Genomic DNA, 20,405 nt, shown 5'->3' on the forward strand with positions numbered 1-20,405 from the left:
AGACTTGATGGAGGAAATGACATGAAACAAAAGAAGCGACTTAATTGGCTTTTACCATTAATTTTAGTAGTTCTTGTTCTTGGTGTAGCAGTGCCGATTCCTTATTATATTGAATCGCCAGGAGATGCGGTCAGTTTATCGAAAATGGTGACGGTTGATCATCAAGAGGATAAAGAAAAAGGTCGTTTTATGTTGACAACCGTTGCTATTAGACGGGCTACGCCACTTTTATACTTTATGCGCTTCTTACCTTTTCATGAAGGCGTGACGAAGGCGGAACTATATGGAGAGGTCGAATCGAACCAAGAATTTAACAATTTGCAACAGTATTATATGACAAGTTCCGTTAATTCCGCGATAGAGTTAGCTTTTAAAACGGCTGGTGAAAACTACCAAACGGAATACAACGGTGTCTATGTGATGTCCATTACTAAAAATTCTAAATTTAAAAATCTATTGCAACCGGGAGATACCATTATTTCATTAAATAATCAAAGATTTAAAAGTTCCAAAGAATTCATTGATTATGTAAAAAAACAGAAAATTGGCGAAACGATTCAAGTTAAATTTAAGCGTCAAGGTGTTGAAAAAACAGTAAAAGCCCCGTTAATTGAAATGGAAGCTGATAAAAAGGCTGGACTTGGAATTAGTTTAGTCGATGACACGACCATTAAAACAGATATTCCAGTCGATGTGAACACGGATAAAATTGGAGGTCCTTCAGCAGGAATGATGTTTACTTTGGAAATTTATAGTCAATTGAAACAACAAGACTTGCGGAGAGGCAGAGAAATTGCAGGAACTGGAACCATTGCTCCCGATGGAACAGTGGGACGTATTGGAGGAATTGATAAAAAAGTTGTAGCAGCTAGTAAAGAGGGGGCGACAATCTTCTTTGCTCCAGACGATGAGATTGATCCAGCAATTAAAAAGAAATACCCGACAATTAAAACAAACTACGAAGAAGCTAAACTAGCAGCTGAAAAAATTAATACAAAAATGAAAATCGTACCAATTAAAACATTCCAAGATGCCATTACGTATTTAGAAAAATAGAAAACCTCGAAAAAATGAGTCTATCATTTTTTCGAGGTTTTTTTGTTAAAGTACTCGTTTTTCTTTTTTTGAAGACTCTTTAGGTCGTTTTTTTAGTGCTTCAATCATATAGCCGATAGTTACAACCGCTAAGAGAATCGTTAAAGCCAATGCAACAATAGCAATAAACCAATTGATTGCTAGGTTATGAATAAAAATCCCGTACAAGGCCCATAAATAAACACCAACGATTGCCCAATTTCGTAAATAATGAAGTGCACCAAAACCAATAACAACAGTTAAAGATAAAAAAATTAACGTCACAATTCCTTGGAAAAATGGATGAATGCCAACAATGGCTACTAACCAATAACTCATATTAGCTAAAGTAGCAACGCTCACCCAACCAAGATAAATTGAAATTGGAAGGAGATAAATCCACGAGCTTCCCGTTTCAAGTTGACTACGGTACAACCATAATAATGAAACTAGCAACAATATGATAACTAAAATTGACACGCCGGGAAAACGATACTGCCAGAATAAAATCCATAAACTATTGGCAAGAGAACTAATTAAAAATCCCCAGTAAAGATTTGTTGTGAGAACTTGTCGTTTTAGCGAAAAACTCAGGAGCCATAAAAACAAGGCTAAATAAATAATACCCCAAATGCTAAATACATACCCTGCTGGTGTGAAGTAAACTGTAAACTGATTTGAAATCTCACCAGTTGTTAATCCATTGATTGGAATAATGGTCGCTAAAGCATTGAGTAGCAACGTAACCCCAAATGCTAAATACATTTTTGTGATTCTTGTTAAACGCATCTTAATTCCTCCTATTTTTTTATAGTCACACAACTTAAATTTTATACTATCACTATACTTTATTTTAAAAAAAATGAATAAAGATAACCCTTGAAAAAAAGAAAAAAGAACTTTTTGACAAATAATAATGATAAGGGGGAAATTAAGAAGGGAGAAATGAGATGAATGACATGAAGAAATGGATTCAAAAAAACCGGCTATTTTTATCAGTTATTGCGCTCAGTTTAGTGCTAGTAGTTATGATTTCTACATTGATTATTTTATTATTTACTCAACAAAGTTCTGAAAATATAGTGGTAGAACCGCTTGAGGAATCAAGGAGTAAAGAAGAGCAACAACTTGAAAAAGAAGAATCATCAAAAAAGAAAGAACCTTCACCAGAAAAATTAGTAGTCGATATAAAAGGAGCCGTTAAAAATCCTGGGGTCTATGGAGTAACGAGTGATATGCGCTTGATTGATGCTATTAATTTAGCAGGAGGTTTTACTGGAGAAGCAGACCAATCACAGATGAATTTAGCCTTACGTTTAACGGATCAACTGATGATTTATGTTCCTAAAAATGGTGAAGAGCTAACGATGGAACAGAGTTTAAAACAACCAGTTAAATCAGGTGAGAAAGTGAACGAGGAAGTAGCTAGCAAAGGGTTAAAAGTTAATTTAAACACGGCAAGTGTTGCAGAATTGCAAACGCTCGCTGGAGTCGGATTGAAAAAAGCAGAAGATATTATTCGTTATCGCGAGGAAAATGGCTCGTTTCAACAAATTGAAGAACTAACAAAAGTTTCAGGAATTGGAGAGAAAACCTACGAGGCATTAAAAGAGCAACTGACAGTGGATGAATAAAAGCGTTGAAAGTTTATATAGGCTTTTGTATACTTAAAGAAATTAGCGTTAGGGGGAAAGAAAATGGTGGAAAGAATTCCATGGGATCAATATTTTATGGCACAAAGTTTATTATTATCTTTAAGAAGCACGTGTACCAGATTGACGGTAGGTGCAACGATTGTACGTGATAAAAGAATTATTGCAGGCGGGTACAATGGTTCGGTGACTGGAGACGCTCATTGTGTCGATGAAGGGTGTTATATTATTGATGGACATTGTGTCAGAACCATTCATGCAGAGATGAATGCTATTTTACAGTGTGCAAAGTTTGGAGTTGCAACTGAAAATGCAGAGATCTATGTGACTCATTTTCCTTGTCTACCGTGCACTAAAATGATTTTACAAGCAGGAATTAAAAAAATCCACTATTTAGAAGATTATCATAATGATCCTTACGCATTAAAATTAATCGAACAAGCTCAGGTTCAATGTCAAAAAGTGACATTAGACAAATCCTATTTTTCTCAACTCCATTTTGGTGAAACGAATTTAGATTCTTCAACAGAACAGCCTCATTAAGTTAGTTCTTGATGAGAGGATATCTGTGTTTTATCGCTATTTTCTCGTTGTTAATTGAAGTTGTCTTAGTGACAAAGTTTAATTGGCTCAGTTTAGTAATCTGTTCTTTTTTCTTAATCCGTCTGTACTGCTTAAAAAAAAATAGGCTTTTTTTAACATCTTGCGTGATAGGTATGTTAACAATCGCTTTTTTTTATTTATATGAAGGAGTAAATCAGACAAATTTTTCAGGAAAAGAACAGCATTTTCAAGTAACCGTGTTGCCCGATTCGATTCGTATCAATGGAGACCAAGTCCAATTCTACGGGAAAGCAACTTGTAATCAAACTAAGCAAACAGAAAAAGTAATCGCTTTTTATCGTTTGAAAAATGAAGCAGAACAACTTTATTGGCAGCGTATTGATTACCCATTAAAGCTAGTGGTTATTGGTGAACTGATTCTTCCTGAAAACAATCGGAATTATGGACAATTTAACTATCGTCAGTATCTATCTCAAGAAAACTGTCATTGGATTTTACAAATAAGCACTCAAAAAGAGACTCAGTTACAACTAAAGAGCTTAGGCTCATTTAGTTATCGAAAGAAGTTATTTCACATAATAGATCAGAAACTTCCTATAAAGGTAGCCAGTTATTTAAAAGCACTTCTATTTTCAGAAAGGAATGATTTGTCCGATGATTTAGTGAAAAATTTGAAGGCGCTAGGTATAGTTCATCTGTTAAGCATTTCAGGTGTTCATTTGCAATTTCTGTTGAATCGTGTGAAGTATTTTTTGTTGCGAATTGGTTTTACCGCAGAGACGACAGGCTATTTTTTGATTTTTATCTTTCCAATTTATGGCTATTTTGCGGGTTGGACGGTAAGTGTTTTTAGAGCTATTTTTATGTTATTAATTTCATTGATTGCTGAAAAATTGATGTTAAGATGGTCTTCATTAGATTCTTGGAGTGTGGTGTTAATTATTGCAATTTGGCTTAATCCTAGTCTAATAGTGACATTAGGCTTTCAATTAAGTTACTTGCTTAGTTTTGTAATGATTCTATTGAGCCAAAATTTGTTTAAAAAGAAACAGGATTCAATAATTGAGTCAGTCTGGATCTCTTTGGTCGCAATGCTTGTTTCTATTCCTATTTTAGTTTGTTATTTTCACGAATTTTCTTGGATAAGTATTGTGGCAAATATAATAGTTGTTCCACTTGTTGTTCATGGATTAATTCCTCTTTTAGTTATTTTGTTGATGGGATTACTCACGATAGGGAATACTTTACTCTATACGAATTTTATTAAAGTTGTCCAATTTATTTTAATGTTATTTGAATGGCTTATTGATGCAATTAGTTTTCGTTCTTTTTATTCAATTGTAACCGGGGTTCCTTTTTTTTATTTACTTTTCGTCCTTTTTATCAGTTTATTAGTCACATTCTTAGCTTGGGAGAGTCAAAAATGGAAGGGAACTACAAGTTTTATTTTATTATGTAGTTTTACTTTGCTAAGCTTTCAACCCATTCTTCAGCCATATGGAAAAGTGGTGGTGATTGATGTCGGGCAAGGAGATGCTTTATTAATTAAGCAACCATTTAATAAAGGAAACTATTTGATTGATACAGGTGGAGCCTTCCATTTTAAACAAGAAAAATGGAAACAAAAAATAGATCCAAATCACAGAATAGCTGAAAAAATTCTGATTCCAACTTTAAAAGCAGAAGGTATTTCAAACTTAGATAAAGTAGTTATTACACACAGCGATACAGACCATATGGGAGCGTTACTTGATTTATCTAAAGAAATTAAAATACAAGAACTGGTTTTTCCAAAAGGAGGAACGGCTAAAAAGTCTTTTAAAGAAATAGTCAATCAATTTGTACAAAAAGAAATTAAAGTGACAGAAGTTTTAAAAGGAGATGTTTTATTTCAAACAAATAATACTTATTTAAAAGTATTGTATCCATTTGAAAAAGGAAAAGGTGAAAATAATGATTCGATAGTGGCATATGGAAAAATTGGAGAATTCCATTGGTTATTTACAGGTGATTTGGAAAAAGAAGGTGAAGAACAATTAATTGCTATGTATCCTACATTAAAAGTGGATGTGTTGAAAGTGGGACATCATGGGAGTAATACGTCGAGTCACGAACCCTTTTTGAAACAGTTAGAACCCAAGTATGGTTTAATTTCTTGCGGAGAAAGAAATCGATTCAAGCATCCTAGACCAGAAGTCTTACAGCGACTAACTAAATATGGAGTCAACATTTATCGTACAGATAAAAGTGGTGCCATTTATTATCAGTTCGACTCTAAAGGTGAAACAGTTGGCACGCATCTATTCGAAACGATGTTAAAATAAATAAAATTTAACTTGCAATTGGCAAAGAGGATTTGTAACATAAGTGTAGGATAAGAAAGTGGTGAATAAGTGTGAACTATGCAAGTGAAATTGCAAAACTAAAACAAGGCAAATTAGCTTCAGTGTATCTGTTTTTAGGAACAGAATCTTATTTAACAGATTCTGCTAAACAAACACTTATTGATGCGGTATTAAAACCAGATGAGATGGATTTGAATTTTGGAAATTATGATATGGAAGAAGTTTTAGTCGGCGTAGCATTAGATGATGCTGAATCAGTGCCATTTTTTGGCGATAAACGATTGGTGATTATTGACAGACCCACTTTTTTAACAGCTGAAAAAACTAAGCAAAAATTAGAACACGATTTGGTCTGGTTGGAAAACTATTTGAAAAATCCACCTGAATTTACAGTTCTTGCTTTTTTTGCTCCATATGAAAAGTTAGATGAACGAAAAAAAATAACAAAACTTGTAAAAAAAGTTGCAACAACAATTGATGTTAAAGCACTTTCCGAAAAAGAAACCCGTTCTTTTTTAAAAGAGACGATTGACAATGAAGGTTTTCAAATTAGCCCAGAAGCCTTTGAATTATTTATTCAACTGACAGATGCGAAACTCTCATTGGCAATGGGCGAACTACCTAAATTATTTTTATATGCAGGAGACAGCCAAACTATTACGAAACAAGCAGTAAATGATTTAGTGCCAAAATCATTGGAACAAAATATTTTCGCATTAGTTGAGTATGTGTTAAAAAAGAGAGTTTCGGATGCGTTAAGTTTGTATCAGGATTTGTTATTGCAAAAAGAAGATCCCATCAAAATTAACGCAATTTTAATGACCCAATTTCGTTTATTAGTTCAAGTTAAAATTTTAGAAAAAAAAGGCTATCAGCAAGGGGATATTGCAAGTGCTTTAAAAGTGCACCCTTATAGAGTAAAATTGGCGATTCAACAGGCCAGGAAATTTGAAGAAAAAGTATTAAAGGATGCATTTCATGGACTGATTGAAACGGAGTATCGTTTAAAAACAGGAAAAGGCGATAAGGAAATGCAATTTGAGTTGTTTGTCTTACAATTTTCAGCATTAAAATAAGTCAGATAGTCTTTATTTTTTTTAAGAACTTAAAGAGGATAAAATTTTATAGCTATCAAGTAAAAAAACTTTACACTTTATATTGCAATGACGCTCTGCATTATGTATAATAGTTCATGTTGGAGATAACTGAAATAGAATCTGTTTTAGTTATAAATAATTGAAAGTGGGGTGAATCAAATGCCAAATATCGAATCTGCAATCAAGCGTGTACGTACAAGCGAAAAATCTGCTGTACAAAATAGTGCTCAAAAAAGCGCTATGCGTACTGCTATTAAAAAATTCGAACAAGCTGTAGAAGCTGGTTCTGAAAACGTAACAACATTATACAACGAAGCAATCAAATCTGTAGACATGGCTGCTACAAAAGGATTGATTCATAAAAATAAAGCTAACCGTGACAAATCTCGTTTAACTGCTAAATTAGCTAAATAATTAGACTTGGAACGCTCATTCTTTATAAGATGGGCGCTTTATTTTTTGAGAACACCATTCATTTATGAGTGGTGTTTTTTTCATTTTAAAAGAATAGGCAGTCTTTATTTACGGAACAAACGTTCTGTGTTAAAATATAAGAATAGATAACCGATAATGAAAGAAGGTACGTTTATGAAAAAAATTGGATTGATTGGTGCTGGTCAAATGGGCGGAGCACTATTAAAAGGATTATTAGCAGCGAACTATATTTTACCTGAAGAAATCATTGTGAGTGGAGGAAAAAGCGGAACTGCAAAAGCGTTACAAGAAGAACTGCATTTTGTGTTGGGACAGACTAATGTAGAGGTTGCTCATTCCGATATGGTTATTTTAGCGGTGACTCCTAAAATAATGCCATCAGTTTTAACTGAAATCAAAGATGCCATTTCTAAAGAAACCTTGATTATTAGCTTAGCGGCCTCAATGGAATTAAAAGAATACCAAGATATTTTGGGTAGTGATAAGAAAATTGTACGAGCAATTCCTAATACACCAGTGTCTATCAAAGCAGGGATGACAGCTATTACATTTGGAGAAAATCTAACAGAGACGGAATGTGAATTAGTAAATGGTTTATTTCAGTCAGTTGGAGAAACGGTCGTGTTAGCAGAAACTAAAATTAATAGTGCTAGTACATTGTCCGGTTGTTCGCCAGCCTTTATTGCTATTTTTATTGAAGCTTTAGCTGATGCGGGTGTGTTGAATGGTCTTTCTAGAGAGGAAGCCTATTTGCTAGCGGAACAATCATTAATTGGAACCGCAAAAATGACGATGCTATCTGGAAAACATCCTGGAGCAATTAAAGACGATGTTTGTTCGCCAGGTGGAACAACGATTCAAGGAGTCGTGACTTTAGAAGAATATGGTTTTAGAAATGCTGTTATTAAAGCAATCAATGCTTCAACAAATCATAAACATTAAACCAAAATAGAACCATTTATTGATAAAAGGAGGTTCATTTTAATGCCAAAAGATACATTTGAATTAGTTTCAAAATACAAACCTAGTGGGGACCAGCCAGAAGCGATTCGATTGTTGACAGAAGGAATAAACGCTGGAAAAAAAGAGCAGACTTTACTAGGGGCAACAGGAACAGGAAAAACATTTACTGTATCCAATGTGATTCAAGAAGTAAACAAGCCTACGTTGGTAATTGCGCATAATAAAACATTAGCGGGTCAATTATATGGAGAATTTAAAGAATTTTTCCCAAATAATGCAGTTGAATATTTTGTCAGTTATTATGATTATTATCAACCAGAAGCGTATGTACCTTCAAGCGACACTTACATTGAAAAAGAATCAAGTGTAAACGATGAAATCGATAAATTACGTCACTCAGCAACGAGCGCTTTATTAGAACGACGAGACGTTATTGTGGTGGCTTCGGTTTCTTGTATTTACGGACTAGTAAACCCTGTTGATTACAAAGAGCATGTTCTTTCACTAAGACAAGGTGCTGAAATGGACCGTAATGAATTGTTACGCCGTTTAGTAGAAATGCAGTTTGAACGAAATGATATAGACTTTCAGCGTGGGAGATTCAGAGTGCGCGGCGATGTTGTCGAAATATTTTTGGCTTCAAGAGACAGTGAAGCCATTCGGGTTGAATTTTTTGGCGATGAAATTGAACGGATTCGCGAAGTAGATGTGTTAACGGGAGAAGTAAAAGCGGATATTGAACACGTTCCTGTTTTTCCAGCAACTCATTTTATTAAAAATGAAGATCAAACACGAGAGGCCGTTGCAAAAATACAATCAGAGTTAGAAGAACGCTTAGCCGAATTAAGGAGTCAAGATTTGCTAGTAGAGGCTCAGCGCTTAGAACAACGAACAAAATATGACATTGAAATGATGTTGGAAATGGGCTATTGTTCAGGAATTGAAAACTACTCTCGACATATGGACGGCCGTGAAAAAGGAGAACCACCCTATACTTTAATCGATTTCTTCCCAGATGACTTTTTAATTGTTATTGATGAATCTCATATCACGATGTCGCAAATTAGAGGAATGTTTAATGGTGACCAAGCGAGAAAACAGCGCTTGATTGATTATGGTTTTCGCTTGCCAAGTGCATTAGATAACCGCCCATTGAGATTAGAAGAGTTTGAAGAACATGTCAATCAAATTATGTATATTTCAGCGACACCAGGGCCTTACGAACTTGAGCACACACCAGAGGTCGTTCAGCAAATTATTCGCCCAACTGGACTCCTTGATCCAGTGATTGAAGTGCGTCCAATTATTGGACAAATTGATGATTTGATTGGTGAAATCAATGAACGCAGTGAACGGAATGAACGTGTATTTATCACGACATTAACTAAAAAAATGTCAGAAGATTTAACAAATTATTTAAAAGAAGTAGGAATCAAAGTAAAATATCTGCATAGTGATATTAAAACACTTGAACGAACTGAAATTATTCGTGATTTGCGCTTAGGTGAATTTGATGTATTGATCGGAATCAACTTATTACGTGAAGGAATCGATGTCCCTGAAGTTTCATTAGTAGCGATATTAGATGCTGATAAAGAAGGTTTTTTACGAAGCGAACGTTCACTTGTGCAAACAATTGGCCGAGCAGCACGGAATTCAAACGGAAAAGTTATTATGTATGCAGACAATATGACGGAATCAATGAAGGGCGCGATTGGTGAAACGGAAAGACGTCGCGCTACTCAGATTGCGTACAATAAAGAGCATGGTATTGAGCCTCAAACGATTATTAAAGAGATTCGCGATTTGATTTCAATTACGAAAGCGGTTGATGATCCAGAAGATTACGATATTGCCGCTTCAATGGTAGATAAATTGACTCAAGCTGAACGTAAAGAGTTGATTACTAAAATGGAGATGGAAATGCGAGCTGCAGCAAAAGAATTGGATTTTGAAAAAGCTGCAAATCTAAGAGATATTGTTCTTGAATTAAAAGCAAAATAATAGCAGAGCGGAATTAGAATTTTACTTCTAGTTCTGCTCTTTTTTATTACTAGACTAGTTTTTTTAAGTTACAACTTATAAATTTCAAACTTGATTTTTATTTTTCTCTATTGTAACGTAGGATAATTTATTACTAAACTAAGGGAGCTGTCTGGTATGAAAGAAAACTATTACTTAACGAAACCAATCGATGAATTAGAATCGAGTTATTGTTTTTTTTAAACGATTGGAAACAATCAAAAGAAAAAAGGGTTCCTTGGGTTATTGAAAGAGATCCGACTCATTTCAAAGAAATGATCAGCCTTTTTGAAGAAGAAGCACGGGGTGAAAATATTCCGGAAAACTGGGTGCCTGCACCAACTTTTTGGTAGCAGTCCTGAAAATGAAGTTATTGGAGTTGTAAATATTCGCCATTGTCTAACTGAGGAGTTGCTTCGAATAGGTGGACATATTGGGTATGGCATTAAACCTAGCATGAGAAGAAAAGGGTATGCGACTCGTTTATTGAATCTGAGCCTAGAAGAATGTCAGAAACTAGGCCTTAAAAAAATTTTAATCACTTGTGATAAAGAAAATGAAGGCTCAAGAAAAACGATTCAGCATAATGGTGGTCAGATGGAGAATGAATTTGTTGAAAATGACGGAAATATAGTGCAAAGATATTGGATTTCAATCCTTTAAAAAGAAGCAAAACGTAACTTGAAATCTCTTGCAATTTCTAGTGAAATCGTGTAAAGTTTAGATTGTGTATAACACATGACCCTTACTTGGTTTCCCGAGTCACCAACGGATTACTCAGTAAGTGGCAAATCTAATAGGAAGAGGTGTTTAGAAATGGCAATTTCTAAAGAAGACAAAAACGTAATCATGAAACAATATGCAACTCACGAAGGAGATACTGGTTCTCCAGAAGTACAAATTGCTGTATTAACTGCAGAAATCAATCACTTAAATGAGCATGCACGTGTTCACAAAAAAGATCATCATTCATACCGTGGATTAATGAAAAAAATTGGTCACCGTCGTAACTTGCTTGCATACCTACGTAACAAAGATGTAGCTCGTTACCGTGAATTAATTCAAAGCCTAGGCTTACGTCGTTAATTTTCGTGTATCTTTTGGAGCGAGGTTCATACGAATCTCGCTTCATTTTGTTTGGAATCAAATCAACTTGTCAAAGAAGAAATCGATTGTCTAAAAAAAAGGTATCCTACTATGCAAATGCGAGTATCTAAACTAAATTAGGTGTTCACATTTGTTTAGTAGCTTGTGTGTATCTGTTTGATAATAAGATTTTCGACTTTGAACAACAAAGGAGAACTGTAAAATATGACAGAAAAACAAATTTTTACAAAAGAGTGGGCAGGCCGCACGTTAAAGGTAGAAGTGGGCCAATTAGCAAAACAAGCAAATGGAGCTGCTTTAATCCGTTATGGAGATACTGCTGTATTAACGGCCGCAGTAGCTAGTAAAAAAGCAAAAGATGTTGACTTTTTCCCATTAACAGTGAATTATGATGAAAAAATGTATGCAGTTGGTAAAATTCCAGGAGGATTTATTAAACGTGAAGCACGTCCAAGTGAAAGAGCAACTTTGACTGCTCGTTTGATTGACCGCCCAATTCGTCCAATGTTTGCAGAAGGCTTCCGTAATGAAGTTCAAATTACGAATACAGTAATGTCAGTAGAACAAGACTGCTCACCAGAATTCGCTGCAATGTTTGGTTCTTCATTAGCACTTTGTATATCAGATATCCCATTTAATGGACCAATTGCAGGTGTTGACGTTGGTCGTATTAATGGCGAGTATGTGATTAACCCAACAGTTGAACAAAATGAATTATCAGATATTCATTTAACCGTTGCAGGAACAAAAGACGCTATCAACATGGTTGAAAGTGGCGCTAAAGAAGTTTCAGAAGAAGACATGTTAGGCGCTTTACTTTTTGGTCATAACGCCATTCAAGAATTAGTTGCTTTCCAAGAAGAAATTGCTCAAGCAGTGGGCAAAGAAAAAATGGAAATTGCATTGTTACAAATTGATGCAGCGCTAGATGCAGAAGTAAATGCAGCCTTTAAACAAAAAATGATTGACGCTATTCAAACAGAAGAAAAATTAGCTCGTGAAGAAAATATTGAAGCTGTAAAAGAAGAAGCGATTGCTCACTTTGAAGAAAAATATGCTGCAGATGAAGAAGCGGCTCGTATTTTTAAAGAAGTGAAGCAAATTGTGGAAGATTTAGAAAAAAATGAAGTACGTCGTTTAATCACAGTTGATAAAGTCCGTCCAGATGGCCGTAAAATTGATGAGATTCGTCACTTAGCTTCTGAAGTAGGCATGTTGCCGCGTACTCATGGTTCTGGATTGTTTACTCGTGGACAAACACAAGCTTTATCCATTGCAACATTAGCACCTCTTGGAGAACATCAAATTATTGATGGCTTAGGAATTGAAGAGAGCAAACGTTTCATCCATCATTATAACTTCCCTCAATATTCAGTAGGGAGTACAGGGCCAAGTCGTGGTCCTGGTCGTCGTGAAATCGGTCACGGTGCTTTAGGAGAACGTGCTTTGTCTCAAGTAATTCCAAGTGAAGAGGACTTCCCTTACACTATTCGTTTGGTTGCTGAAGTATTAGAATCAAATGGTTCTTCTTCTCAAGCAAGTATCTGTGCTGGAACGTTAGCATTAATGGATGCAGGTGTTCCAATTAAGGCACCAGTTGCAGGGATTGCAATGGGACTTGTTAAAGATGGCGAAAACTATACAGTGTTAACGGATATTCAAGGATTGGAAGATCATTTAGGCGACATGGACTTTAAAGTTGCTGGAACGACTGCTGGAATTACAGCTCTTCAAATGGATATTAAGATTGACGGAATTACTCAACAAATTTTAGAAGAAGCTTTAACGCAAGCTAAAAAAGCACGTTTAGAAATTTTAGATGAATTAACTTCTACGATCTCTGCACCACGCATAGAGCTTAGCGAATATGCTCCTAAGATTGAAATGATTAAAATTAAACCAGAAAAAATTAAAGTGGTTATTGGTCGTGGTGGCGATCAAATCAATGCAATCATTGAAGAAACTGGCGTTAAAATCGATATTGATCAAGAAGGAAATGTCAGCATCGCTTCAACGGATGCCGCTATGATTCAAAAAGCGAAAACAATTATTGAAGATTTAACAAGAGAAATTAAAATTGGCGAAATTTTCAATGGTAAAGTAAAACGTATTGAAAAATTCGGTGCTTTTGTAGAAATTATTAAAGGAAAAGATGGCTTAGTTCATATTTCTGAACTTGCAAATGAGCGAGTTGGAAAAGTAGAAGATATTCTTGCATTAAATGATGAAGTAATGGTTAAAGTTACTGAAATTGATAACCAAGGACGAATCAACCTTTCTCGTAAAGCCTTGCTTAAAAAAGACGAAGAAGAAACAACAGATAAAGAAACAAAATAGTTAATAAAAAAGCACTGAATTTTTAATTCAGTGCTTTTTGCTATTTTTAAATATACCCATCTAAGCCTCTAATTGAAATTTCCCCAGCAAAAACAGGAGTTAAGTCAGTTTCCCCAGCTAATTGAACCAACAGCTGTCCCTCATCATCAATTTCAACAGCATGGGCTAATTGCCGCTCGTTTCCTTTTAAAAGATAAATATCTTGCCCGATAACAGCAGAAGCCTTACGACAACTATCTAAAAAAGGCGTTGGATCTTCTGATTCAATAAAATTTAAATATAAGGTTTCAAATTCTTTTAAAAATTGAGAGATCAAATGATTCGGTTCTATTTTTTGATTTTGTAAAATAGCTAAAGATGTAGCTTTGCTTGAAATATCTTCTGGAAAATCTTCGACTAGTAAATTGGTATTGATGCCAATGCCAACAACCACATAATGAATTTTTGTTAATTCAGAGCTCATTTCTGTTAAAATTCCACAGAGCTTTTTGCCATTCACCACAATATCATTTGGCCATTTCACTTTGACTGAATCATTTTCAGGCAATGAATTGATAAAAGCTGCTGCCATTAACTGAGTGAGTAAGCTAGCTTTTGCTGGTTGAAGATCTGGTTTTAAAACGATGGAAAGAGAGATAGTCTTTCCTTTAAGTGAATTCCATGTCCGACCAATGCGTCCTCTGGCAGCCGTTTGTTCTTCTGAAATCAAAACAGCGCCATCCCCAATTAAAGCTTGATCTGCCAATTCTTTAGCTTTAGTATTTGTAGAAGAAATGGTAGGGAAAACTAAAAGCTCTTTTCCAATGAGGGTAGTTGTTAATTGATCTTGAAGTAAAGCTTTACTAATTGGAGGCTCTTTAAATTGATACCCGCTTCTACCAATCGAGTCAATTTCATACCCTTCTTCCTTTAATCGCTGAATTGCTTTCCAGACAGCTGTTCTAGAAATCGCTAATTCTGAACTAATTAATTGACCAGAAATTGGATTTGGATACGCTTTTTGAATAAAACTAAGTACTTTTTCTTTTGTCGTGGACATTTAAACATCCTTTCTTAATAACTGAAAATTGATTACTTTTAAAATAGCATTCTAACTACATAAATGCAATCATTTCAAGAATTAAATAAGTTGATTTTATGGTATGCTAAGAGTAAACAATCAAAAGGTGGATAATTAAAATGATCAAATTAGTAGCTATTGATATTGATGGAACACTTTTAACGAGTGACCATCGCTTGACTCAAAATGTTTGTGAGGCAATCCAATTAGCAAAAAACAGTGGAGTTACAATTGTATTATGTACAGGCAGACCGCTTGTGGGGATTGCTCCGTATTTAGAAAAATTAGATTTACTCGATTCAACAACAATAGCCATTACACAAAACGGTGCTTTAGTACAAGAAACCCAATCAAAAAAAGTGTTAAATCATTTAACCTTAACAGTCGATCAAGTGAAGCGCATTTATCAATTTTCGAACAATCAAAAAGCCCAATTAACTTTTTTTGATGAGTTGGAAATGTACCACACAGTTCTTACTCCATCTCAGCTTGTAGTAGATGATGCTAAATTGCTACATACGCATTTAACGTATCTTGATGTGGATAAATTAACGCCAGATACCTTAGTGACAAAAGGAATGTTTTTAGGAGATCCAACAGAAATTGATACATTGATTCAAGAACTTCCAGCTTCGTTTAAGGATGACTTTTATATGGTTAGAAGCGTACCTTATAACTTTGAATTTTTAAATAAACAAGCCAGTAAGGGAAAGGCACTACAAAGCCTTGCGGAATCGTTGCAATTGCAAGTAGATGAAGTGATGGCGATTGGAGATGCGGAAAATGATCGGAGTATGCTAGAGTATGCCGGACATGCAGTCGTAATGGAAAATGGCACAGAAGAAATGAAAGCACTAGCGACCTTTATTACGAAATCAAATGATGAAGATGGAGTTGCTTATGCTATCCATGAGTTGATTCTAAAAAAAACAGGTGACTGAGTCACCTGTTTTTCGGATTACTTAGTAATTGTATCTAGCCAGTCAAGTAGTAAATCTGAGATCATCGTTTGCTGTTCATTGTTGGAGATCAAAGCTGAAGTATCTCCTTTTTGTGGTCCATAGCTGCCAAAGCCAGCGTGATTTCCTCCTGTGATTGTCTGATATGTCGTTGTGGGAGGTAAGTCTTTTTTTGCCTCTTTATAACGATCCCAATTCAAGACACCGTCATGATCTGCGGTAATTGAAAGAACGGGTAAAGTTGTTTTTGCTAGCGACCCTTTTTCATCAGGATAACTGGCTAAAAAGAAAACACCTTTTAGGTTGGTTGAAGGGTGGCTTTCTGCAAAACGGCTCGCCATAACGCCTCCTAGTGAATGACCGCCAATAACGTACTCTTTAATACTATTTTCTTGAATAATGTCAGTAGCAATTTCACTTTTTAAAACGGCTAAATGAAACGGTTGGTGAATGAGATAAACAGTATAACCTCCTTCAACAGCAAGTTTTTTAGCCCAAATGCTATAACTGTCTTCTTTTACTAAAGCACCTTGATAAAATAAAACACTGATTTTTTGTTTGTGTTTAGTGGGTGTAAAAACAGTCGCATTAGAAGTTGTTTTCACATTCACAGTAGCATCACTTTTTAAAGCAGATTCTGCTTGTGGGCTAGGGGAGTATGTTAGTAGATTTAGTGTTAAAAGACCTCCTAACGTTAGAGTAATCAAGACAAGTATGCTAACTAGTCCAATTTTTGTTGTACGCTTCATGATAAATTCCCATCCTTTTTAAAATTAATTCTTAAAATTAAATTAAGCTGTTTGTATTTTAACACAAAAAGGTAAGTTAGGTATGATTTAAGGCGCATTTATGGTAAAATATGAGGTGGTTACATTTGTCTGATTCAAGTTTTAATTACTTGAATGAGAAACGACAAAAGTAAGAACGTTTTAAAAGTCATGTATAAACTATAAACAAAAAAATAGGGAGTTGTCTGTATGAGTGGATATCATATTGCGATTGTAGGTGCAACTGGAGCCGTTGGTTCAAAAATGATGGAAATGTTAGAAGAAGCAACTTTTCCAATTGAAAGTGTAACATTACTAGCATCAAAAAGATCTGCTGGAAAAGTAAAGAACTTTAAAGGAATGGAATTAGTAATCGAAGAAACAACACCGGACTCTTTTGAAGGCATTGATATTGCTTTATTTAGTGCAGGTGGAGGCATCTCAAAACAATTTGCCCCAGAAGCAGTGAAGCGTGGAGCAGTAGTGATTGATAATACAAGTGCTTATCGAATGGATTTAAATGTGCCTCTAGTTGTGCCAGAAGTGAATGAAGAAGCGTTAAGAACCCATCAAGGAATTATAGCAAATCCAAATTGTTCAACGATTCAAATGATGGTAGCGTTAGAACCTATTCGCAAAAAATACGGTTTAAAAAGAATTATTGTCTCTACTTATCAAGCTGTCAGTGGAGCAGGAATTTCAGCTATCAAAGAAATGGAAGACCAAGCGCAACACATGTTAAACAAAGAAGGTTATGAAGCCAATATTTTACCTTGTAGTGGCGATCAAAAACATTTTCCAATCGCGTTTAATGCATTGCCTCAAATTGATGTGTTTAGTGATGCGGGTTATACCTATGAAGAGTGGAAAATGATGAATGAAACGAAAAAAATTATGGCAGACGAAACGATTAAAGTTGCTGCCACTTGTGTTCGTATTCCTGTTGTTTCAGGACATTCTGAATCGATTTATTTTGAAGTAGAGGATGAATTAGCGACAGTCTTTGGGATTCAACAGGAATTAATGATTGCTCCTGGTGTGGTTTTACAAGATGATCCAGACACGCAAACTTATCCAACGCCATTAACAGCTGTTGGTAAAAAAGAGACATTTGTAGGCAGAATTCGTAAAGATTTAGATGAAGACAAAGGCTTCCATATGTGGGTTGTATCAGATAACTTACTAAAAGGTGCTGCTTGGAATTCAATTCAAATCGCTGAAAGTTTACACAAACTTGATTTAGTTAAAATTTAAATTAAGGATGTAAGAAAAGGGAACTCGTTAACGGAAAGAAAGGATGATTGATTTTGGAAATCAAAACGGCGAACATAATGACAGCAATGGTAACTCCATTTGACGATAGAGGAGACATTGACTATGAAAAGACAAAAGCTTTGATAGACTATCTTTTAGCTAATGGTACCCAAGGTTTAGTCGTTGGTGGCACTACAGGAGAATCTCCTACGTTAACTCATGATGAAAAATTGACACTTTATCAAAAAACAGTTGAATTTGTGGCAGGACGCGTGCCAATCATTGCTGGAACGGGCTCGAATAATACAGCAGAAACCGTTGCATTTACCAAAGAAGTGTCAAAAATAAAAGGCATTGCTGCTGCTTTAGTAGTGGTTCCATTTTATAACAAACCAAGTCAAGCAGGGTTATATGAACATTTCAAAGCCGTTGCGAATGCAAGTGACTTGCCAATTATGATGTACAACGTTCCGGGTCGAACTGGAATTTCAATGGATGCAAAAACAACGATTCGATTAGCTCAATTTGATTCAATTATTGGGACAAAGGAATGTGCCGGACTTGATGCTATGAGTGAAATTATTGAAGGGGCGCCAGTTGATTTCTTAGTTTATTCTGGAGAAGACAATCTAACGTTTCCTGCTAAATGTATCGGAGCAACAGGCATTATTTCGGTTGCAAGTCATGTCTTAGGAAATGAAATGGCTGAGATGTATCGTTTATTAGAAGAAGGTATAGTAGCAGATGCAGCAAGAATTCATCGTAACCTTGTTCCTAAAATGAACAGCCTATTTACCGTTTCGTCCCCAGCGCCCGTTAAAGCGAGTTTAAATCATTTAGGTATTTCTGTAGGTTCCCTAAGATTGCCGTTAATTCCTTGTACTATGGAAGAAGAGCAAGCTATTTTTAATGCATTAGAAATTTAAAAAGAACAATTAAAAGAAAGTAATAGAGGTGAAAAAATGAGCGACATTAAAATAATCGCACTTGGCGGTGTTCGTGAAAATGGTAAAAATTTATACATCGTTGAAGTGGAAGAAGAAATATACATCTTAGACTGTGGGCTCATCTACCCTGAAAATGAATTGCTAGGAATTGACGTTGTGATTCCTGATTTTAGTTATTTGGAAGAAAATAGTGACCGTATTGTAGGTGTCTTTTTAACACATGGACATGCCGATGCAATCGGAGCACTTCCTTATTTCTTACAAAAATTCAGTGTTCCTGTTTTTGGAACAGAATTAACGATTGCCTTAGCAAAACTCTTTGTTGAAAAAGATCATATTTCAAAAGGCTTTGACGATTATCATATTATTGACGAAAATACAGAGATTGAGTTTGGGAATTCAGTTGTGAGTTTCTTTAAAACAACCCATACGATTCCAGACTCTGTCGGTATTGCTGTTAAAACAGATGAAGGCAGTATCGTTTATACAGGAGACTTTAAATTTGATCAAAGCGCAATTCCAATGTATCAAACCAACTTTGCAAAAATCAGTTCAATTGGCGAGAACAATGTTTTAGCCTTGCTAAGTGATTCCGAAGGTGCTGAAAGTACCGTCGAAAACGCAAGTGACTTGAAAATTGCAGGAGAAGTTTTAGATACCTTTAGAAATACAGAAGGTCGTATTATTGCAGCCTGTGTTGCAAGTAATATCCTAAGAGTTCAGCAAGTTTTAAATGCTGCTGAAAAATCAAAACGTAAAGTCTTTATTACCGGTAAAGACTTGGAAGAAATTGTTAAAACAGCAATGAAATTAAATAAAATTGAATTGCCAAGTGATGAGTTAATCGTTCCTGTCAAAGACATCGATAATTATCCAGATAATGAAATTGTCGTACTTGAAACAGGGAACTTAGGCGAACCAATTCAATCCTTACAAAAAATGGCACTTGGCAGACATCGTCAAGTGAACATTAAAGAAGGCGATTTAATTTATATCACAACGACTACGTCAACAGCGATGGAAACGACTGTTGCTAAAACAGAAGACATGATTTACCGCGCGGGTGGTACTGTAAAACAAATTTCAGATAATTTAAAAGCTTCAGGTCACGGATCACAAAAAGATTTACAATTGATGATTAACTTGATGAAGCCAACTTATTTCATTCCAGTTAAAGGACAGTTCCGTTTATTATCAGCTCATGCTGAATTAGCAAATGAAGTTGGGATTCCTCATAAAAACATTTTTATTCCAGGTAAAGGCGATGTTATGGAATATAAAGATGGACGTATGAGAATGGCTGGACAAGTTGAAGCGGGCAATACAATGATTGACGGAATTGGAATTGGCGACATTGGCAATATCGTATTACGCGATCGTAAATTGTTATCCGAAGATGGTATTTTTGTTGCAGTTGTAACGATTAGCCGTAAACAAGGCAAGATTATTTCAGGCCCAGATGTAACAACAAAAGGTTTTGTATATGTAAGAGCCAATGAAGACTTAATTAAAGAAAGCAATGAAATTGTTCGAACAGTTGTTGAAGAAAACTTAAGTCGTAAAGAATTTGAGTGGAGCCGTCTAAAACAAGAGATTAGAGAAGCTCTAAGTAAACATCTATTTGAAAAAACTCGTCGTAGACCAGTTATTTTACCAATTATTATGGAATCAAGTTACCGTAATAAAAAAAGAAAATAAGTCAAAAAAACACTAATTTAATTGAATTAGTGTTTTTTTTGTCTTTTTTGAGCATTAAATTATTATTAAATAACAAAAAGAGGTATTATATAACAAAGAGAATATGGTCTGTTTAAATAAAAAA

General features: G+C 35.1%; 18 protein-coding genes. 15 read left to right on the forward strand and 3 right to left on the reverse strand.

Annotation, left to right across the window (positions count from 1 at the left end; all coding sequences use genetic code 11):
* Positions 1 to 21: 21 nt before the first annotated feature.
* On the forward strand, positions 22 to 1,056 hold the full coding sequence (locus BR52_RS03750) for a SepM family pheromone-processing serine protease (RefSeq protein WP_034569320.1): 1,035 nt from the start codon (positions 22 to 24) through the stop codon (positions 1,054 to 1,056).
* A 45-nt stretch (positions 1,057 to 1,101) separates the two neighbouring features.
* On the opposite strand, the gene BR52_RS03755 is transcribed toward BR52_RS03750, so the two are convergent.
* Positions 1,102 to 1,863 (reverse strand): TspO-related membrane protein, encoded by a 762-nt coding sequence (locus BR52_RS03755; protein ID WP_034569322.1) that lies wholly within the window; start codon positions 1,861 to 1,863, stop codon positions 1,102 to 1,104.
* A gap of 161 nt (positions 1,864 to 2,024) precedes the next feature.
* Between BR52_RS03755 and BR52_RS03760 the strand changes: the two genes are divergently transcribed.
* From BR52_RS03760 to pnp, 10 genes are all read left to right on the forward strand, one after another.
* On the forward strand, positions 2,025 to 2,708 hold the full coding sequence (locus tag BR52_RS03760) for a helix-hairpin-helix domain-containing protein (protein ID WP_051915621.1): 684 nt from the start codon (positions 2,025 to 2,027) through the stop codon (positions 2,706 to 2,708).
* Positions 2,709 to 2,774: 66 nt separating this feature from the next.
* Positions 2,775 to 3,269, forward strand: a complete 495-nt coding sequence (locus BR52_RS03765) for a ComE operon protein 2 (protein ID WP_034573472.1) — start codon at positions 2,775 to 2,777, stop codon at positions 3,267 to 3,269.
* 11 nt (positions 3,270 to 3,280) lie between these two features.
* Entirely contained in the window at positions 3,281 to 5,614 is a 2,334-nt protein-coding gene (locus tag BR52_RS03770) for a DNA internalization-related competence protein ComEC/Rec2 (protein ID WP_081890694.1), read from the forward strand.
* 71 nt (positions 5,615 to 5,685) lie between these two features.
* On the forward strand, positions 5,686 to 6,711 hold the full coding sequence (gene holA, locus BR52_RS03775; protein ID WP_034569324.1) for a DNA polymerase III subunit delta: 1,026 nt from the start codon (positions 5,686 to 5,688) through the stop codon (positions 6,709 to 6,711).
* A 180-nt stretch (positions 6,712 to 6,891) separates the two neighbouring features.
* On the forward strand, positions 6,892 to 7,146 hold the full coding sequence (gene rpsT / locus BR52_RS03780) for a 30S ribosomal protein S20 (RefSeq protein WP_034569326.1): 255 nt from the start codon (positions 6,892 to 6,894) through the stop codon (positions 7,144 to 7,146).
* Between the two features lie 174 nt (positions 7,147 to 7,320).
* Positions 7,321 to 8,109, forward strand: coding sequence for a pyrroline-5-carboxylate reductase (gene proC, locus BR52_RS03785; protein WP_034569328.1), 789 nt, complete (start codon positions 7,321 to 7,323; stop codon positions 8,107 to 8,109).
* 42 nt (positions 8,110 to 8,151) lie between these two features.
* Positions 8,152 to 10,134, forward strand: coding sequence for an excinuclease ABC subunit UvrB (gene uvrB / locus BR52_RS03790; RefSeq protein ID WP_034569330.1), 1,983 nt, complete (start codon positions 8,152 to 8,154; stop codon positions 10,132 to 10,134).
* Positions 10,135 to 10,458: 324 nt separating this feature from the next.
* The gene (locus tag BR52_RS03795) at positions 10,459 to 10,815 is read left to right on the forward strand and encodes a GNAT family N-acetyltransferase (protein ID WP_236707203.1); all 357 of its coding nucleotides are present in this window, start codon (positions 10,459 to 10,461) and stop codon (positions 10,813 to 10,815) included.
* Positions 10,816 to 10,968: 153 nt separating this feature from the next.
* A complete protein-coding gene (gene rpsO, locus BR52_RS03800; protein WP_010054155.1) occupies positions 10,969 to 11,238 on the forward strand; it encodes a 30S ribosomal protein S15 in 270 nt (89 codons plus the stop codon).
* 225 nt (positions 11,239 to 11,463) lie between these two features.
* Positions 11,464 to 13,596: a polyribonucleotide nucleotidyltransferase gene (pnp, locus tag BR52_RS03805; RefSeq protein ID WP_034569332.1), complete on the forward strand. Its 2,133-nt coding sequence runs from the start codon at positions 11,464 to 11,466 to the stop codon at positions 13,594 to 13,596.
* 46 nt (positions 13,597 to 13,642) lie between these two features.
* Here the strand turns inward: pnp and BR52_RS03810 are convergent, their stop codons facing one another.
* On the reverse strand, positions 13,643 to 14,635 hold the full coding sequence (locus BR52_RS03810) for a biotin--[acetyl-CoA-carboxylase] ligase (protein ID WP_034569335.1): 993 nt from the start codon (positions 14,633 to 14,635) through the stop codon (positions 13,643 to 13,645).
* A gap of 140 nt (positions 14,636 to 14,775) precedes the next feature.
* On the opposite strand from BR52_RS03810, the gene BR52_RS03815 reads away from it, so the two are divergent.
* Complete coding sequence (locus BR52_RS03815) at positions 14,776 to 15,597, forward strand: Cof-type HAD-IIB family hydrolase (RefSeq protein WP_034569337.1); 822 nt, start codon at positions 14,776 to 14,778, stop codon at positions 15,595 to 15,597.
* A 17-nt stretch (positions 15,598 to 15,614) separates the two neighbouring features.
* On the opposite strand, the gene BR52_RS03820 is transcribed toward BR52_RS03815, so the two are convergent.
* Positions 15,615 to 16,364, reverse strand: coding sequence for an alpha/beta hydrolase (locus BR52_RS03820; RefSeq protein WP_034569339.1), 750 nt, complete (start codon positions 16,362 to 16,364; stop codon positions 15,615 to 15,617).
* A gap of 228 nt (positions 16,365 to 16,592) precedes the next feature.
* Between BR52_RS03820 and BR52_RS03825 the strand changes: the two genes are divergently transcribed.
* Genes BR52_RS03825 through BR52_RS03835 form a run of 3 tightly spaced genes read left to right on the forward strand, consistent with a single transcriptional unit; the run spans position 16,593 to position 20,281 of the window.
* Positions 16,593 to 17,636, forward strand: coding sequence for an aspartate-semialdehyde dehydrogenase (locus tag BR52_RS03825; RefSeq protein ID WP_034569341.1), 1,044 nt, complete (start codon positions 16,593 to 16,595; stop codon positions 17,634 to 17,636).
* 53 nt (positions 17,637 to 17,689) lie between these two features.
* Positions 17,690 to 18,562 (forward strand): 4-hydroxy-tetrahydrodipicolinate synthase, encoded by an 873-nt coding sequence (gene dapA / locus BR52_RS03830; RefSeq protein ID WP_034569344.1) that lies wholly within the window; start codon positions 17,690 to 17,692, stop codon positions 18,560 to 18,562.
* 36 nt (positions 18,563 to 18,598) lie between these two features.
* Positions 18,599 to 20,281, forward strand: coding sequence for a ribonuclease J (locus BR52_RS03835; RefSeq protein WP_034569347.1), 1,683 nt, complete (start codon positions 18,599 to 18,601; stop codon positions 20,279 to 20,281).
* The last annotated feature ends 124 nt before the right edge of the window (positions 20,282 to 20,405 follow it).

The organism is Carnobacterium divergens DSM 20623 (genome assembly GCF_000744255.1).
Classification (GTDB): domain Bacteria; phylum Bacillota; class Bacilli; order Lactobacillales; family Carnobacteriaceae; genus Carnobacterium; species Carnobacterium divergens.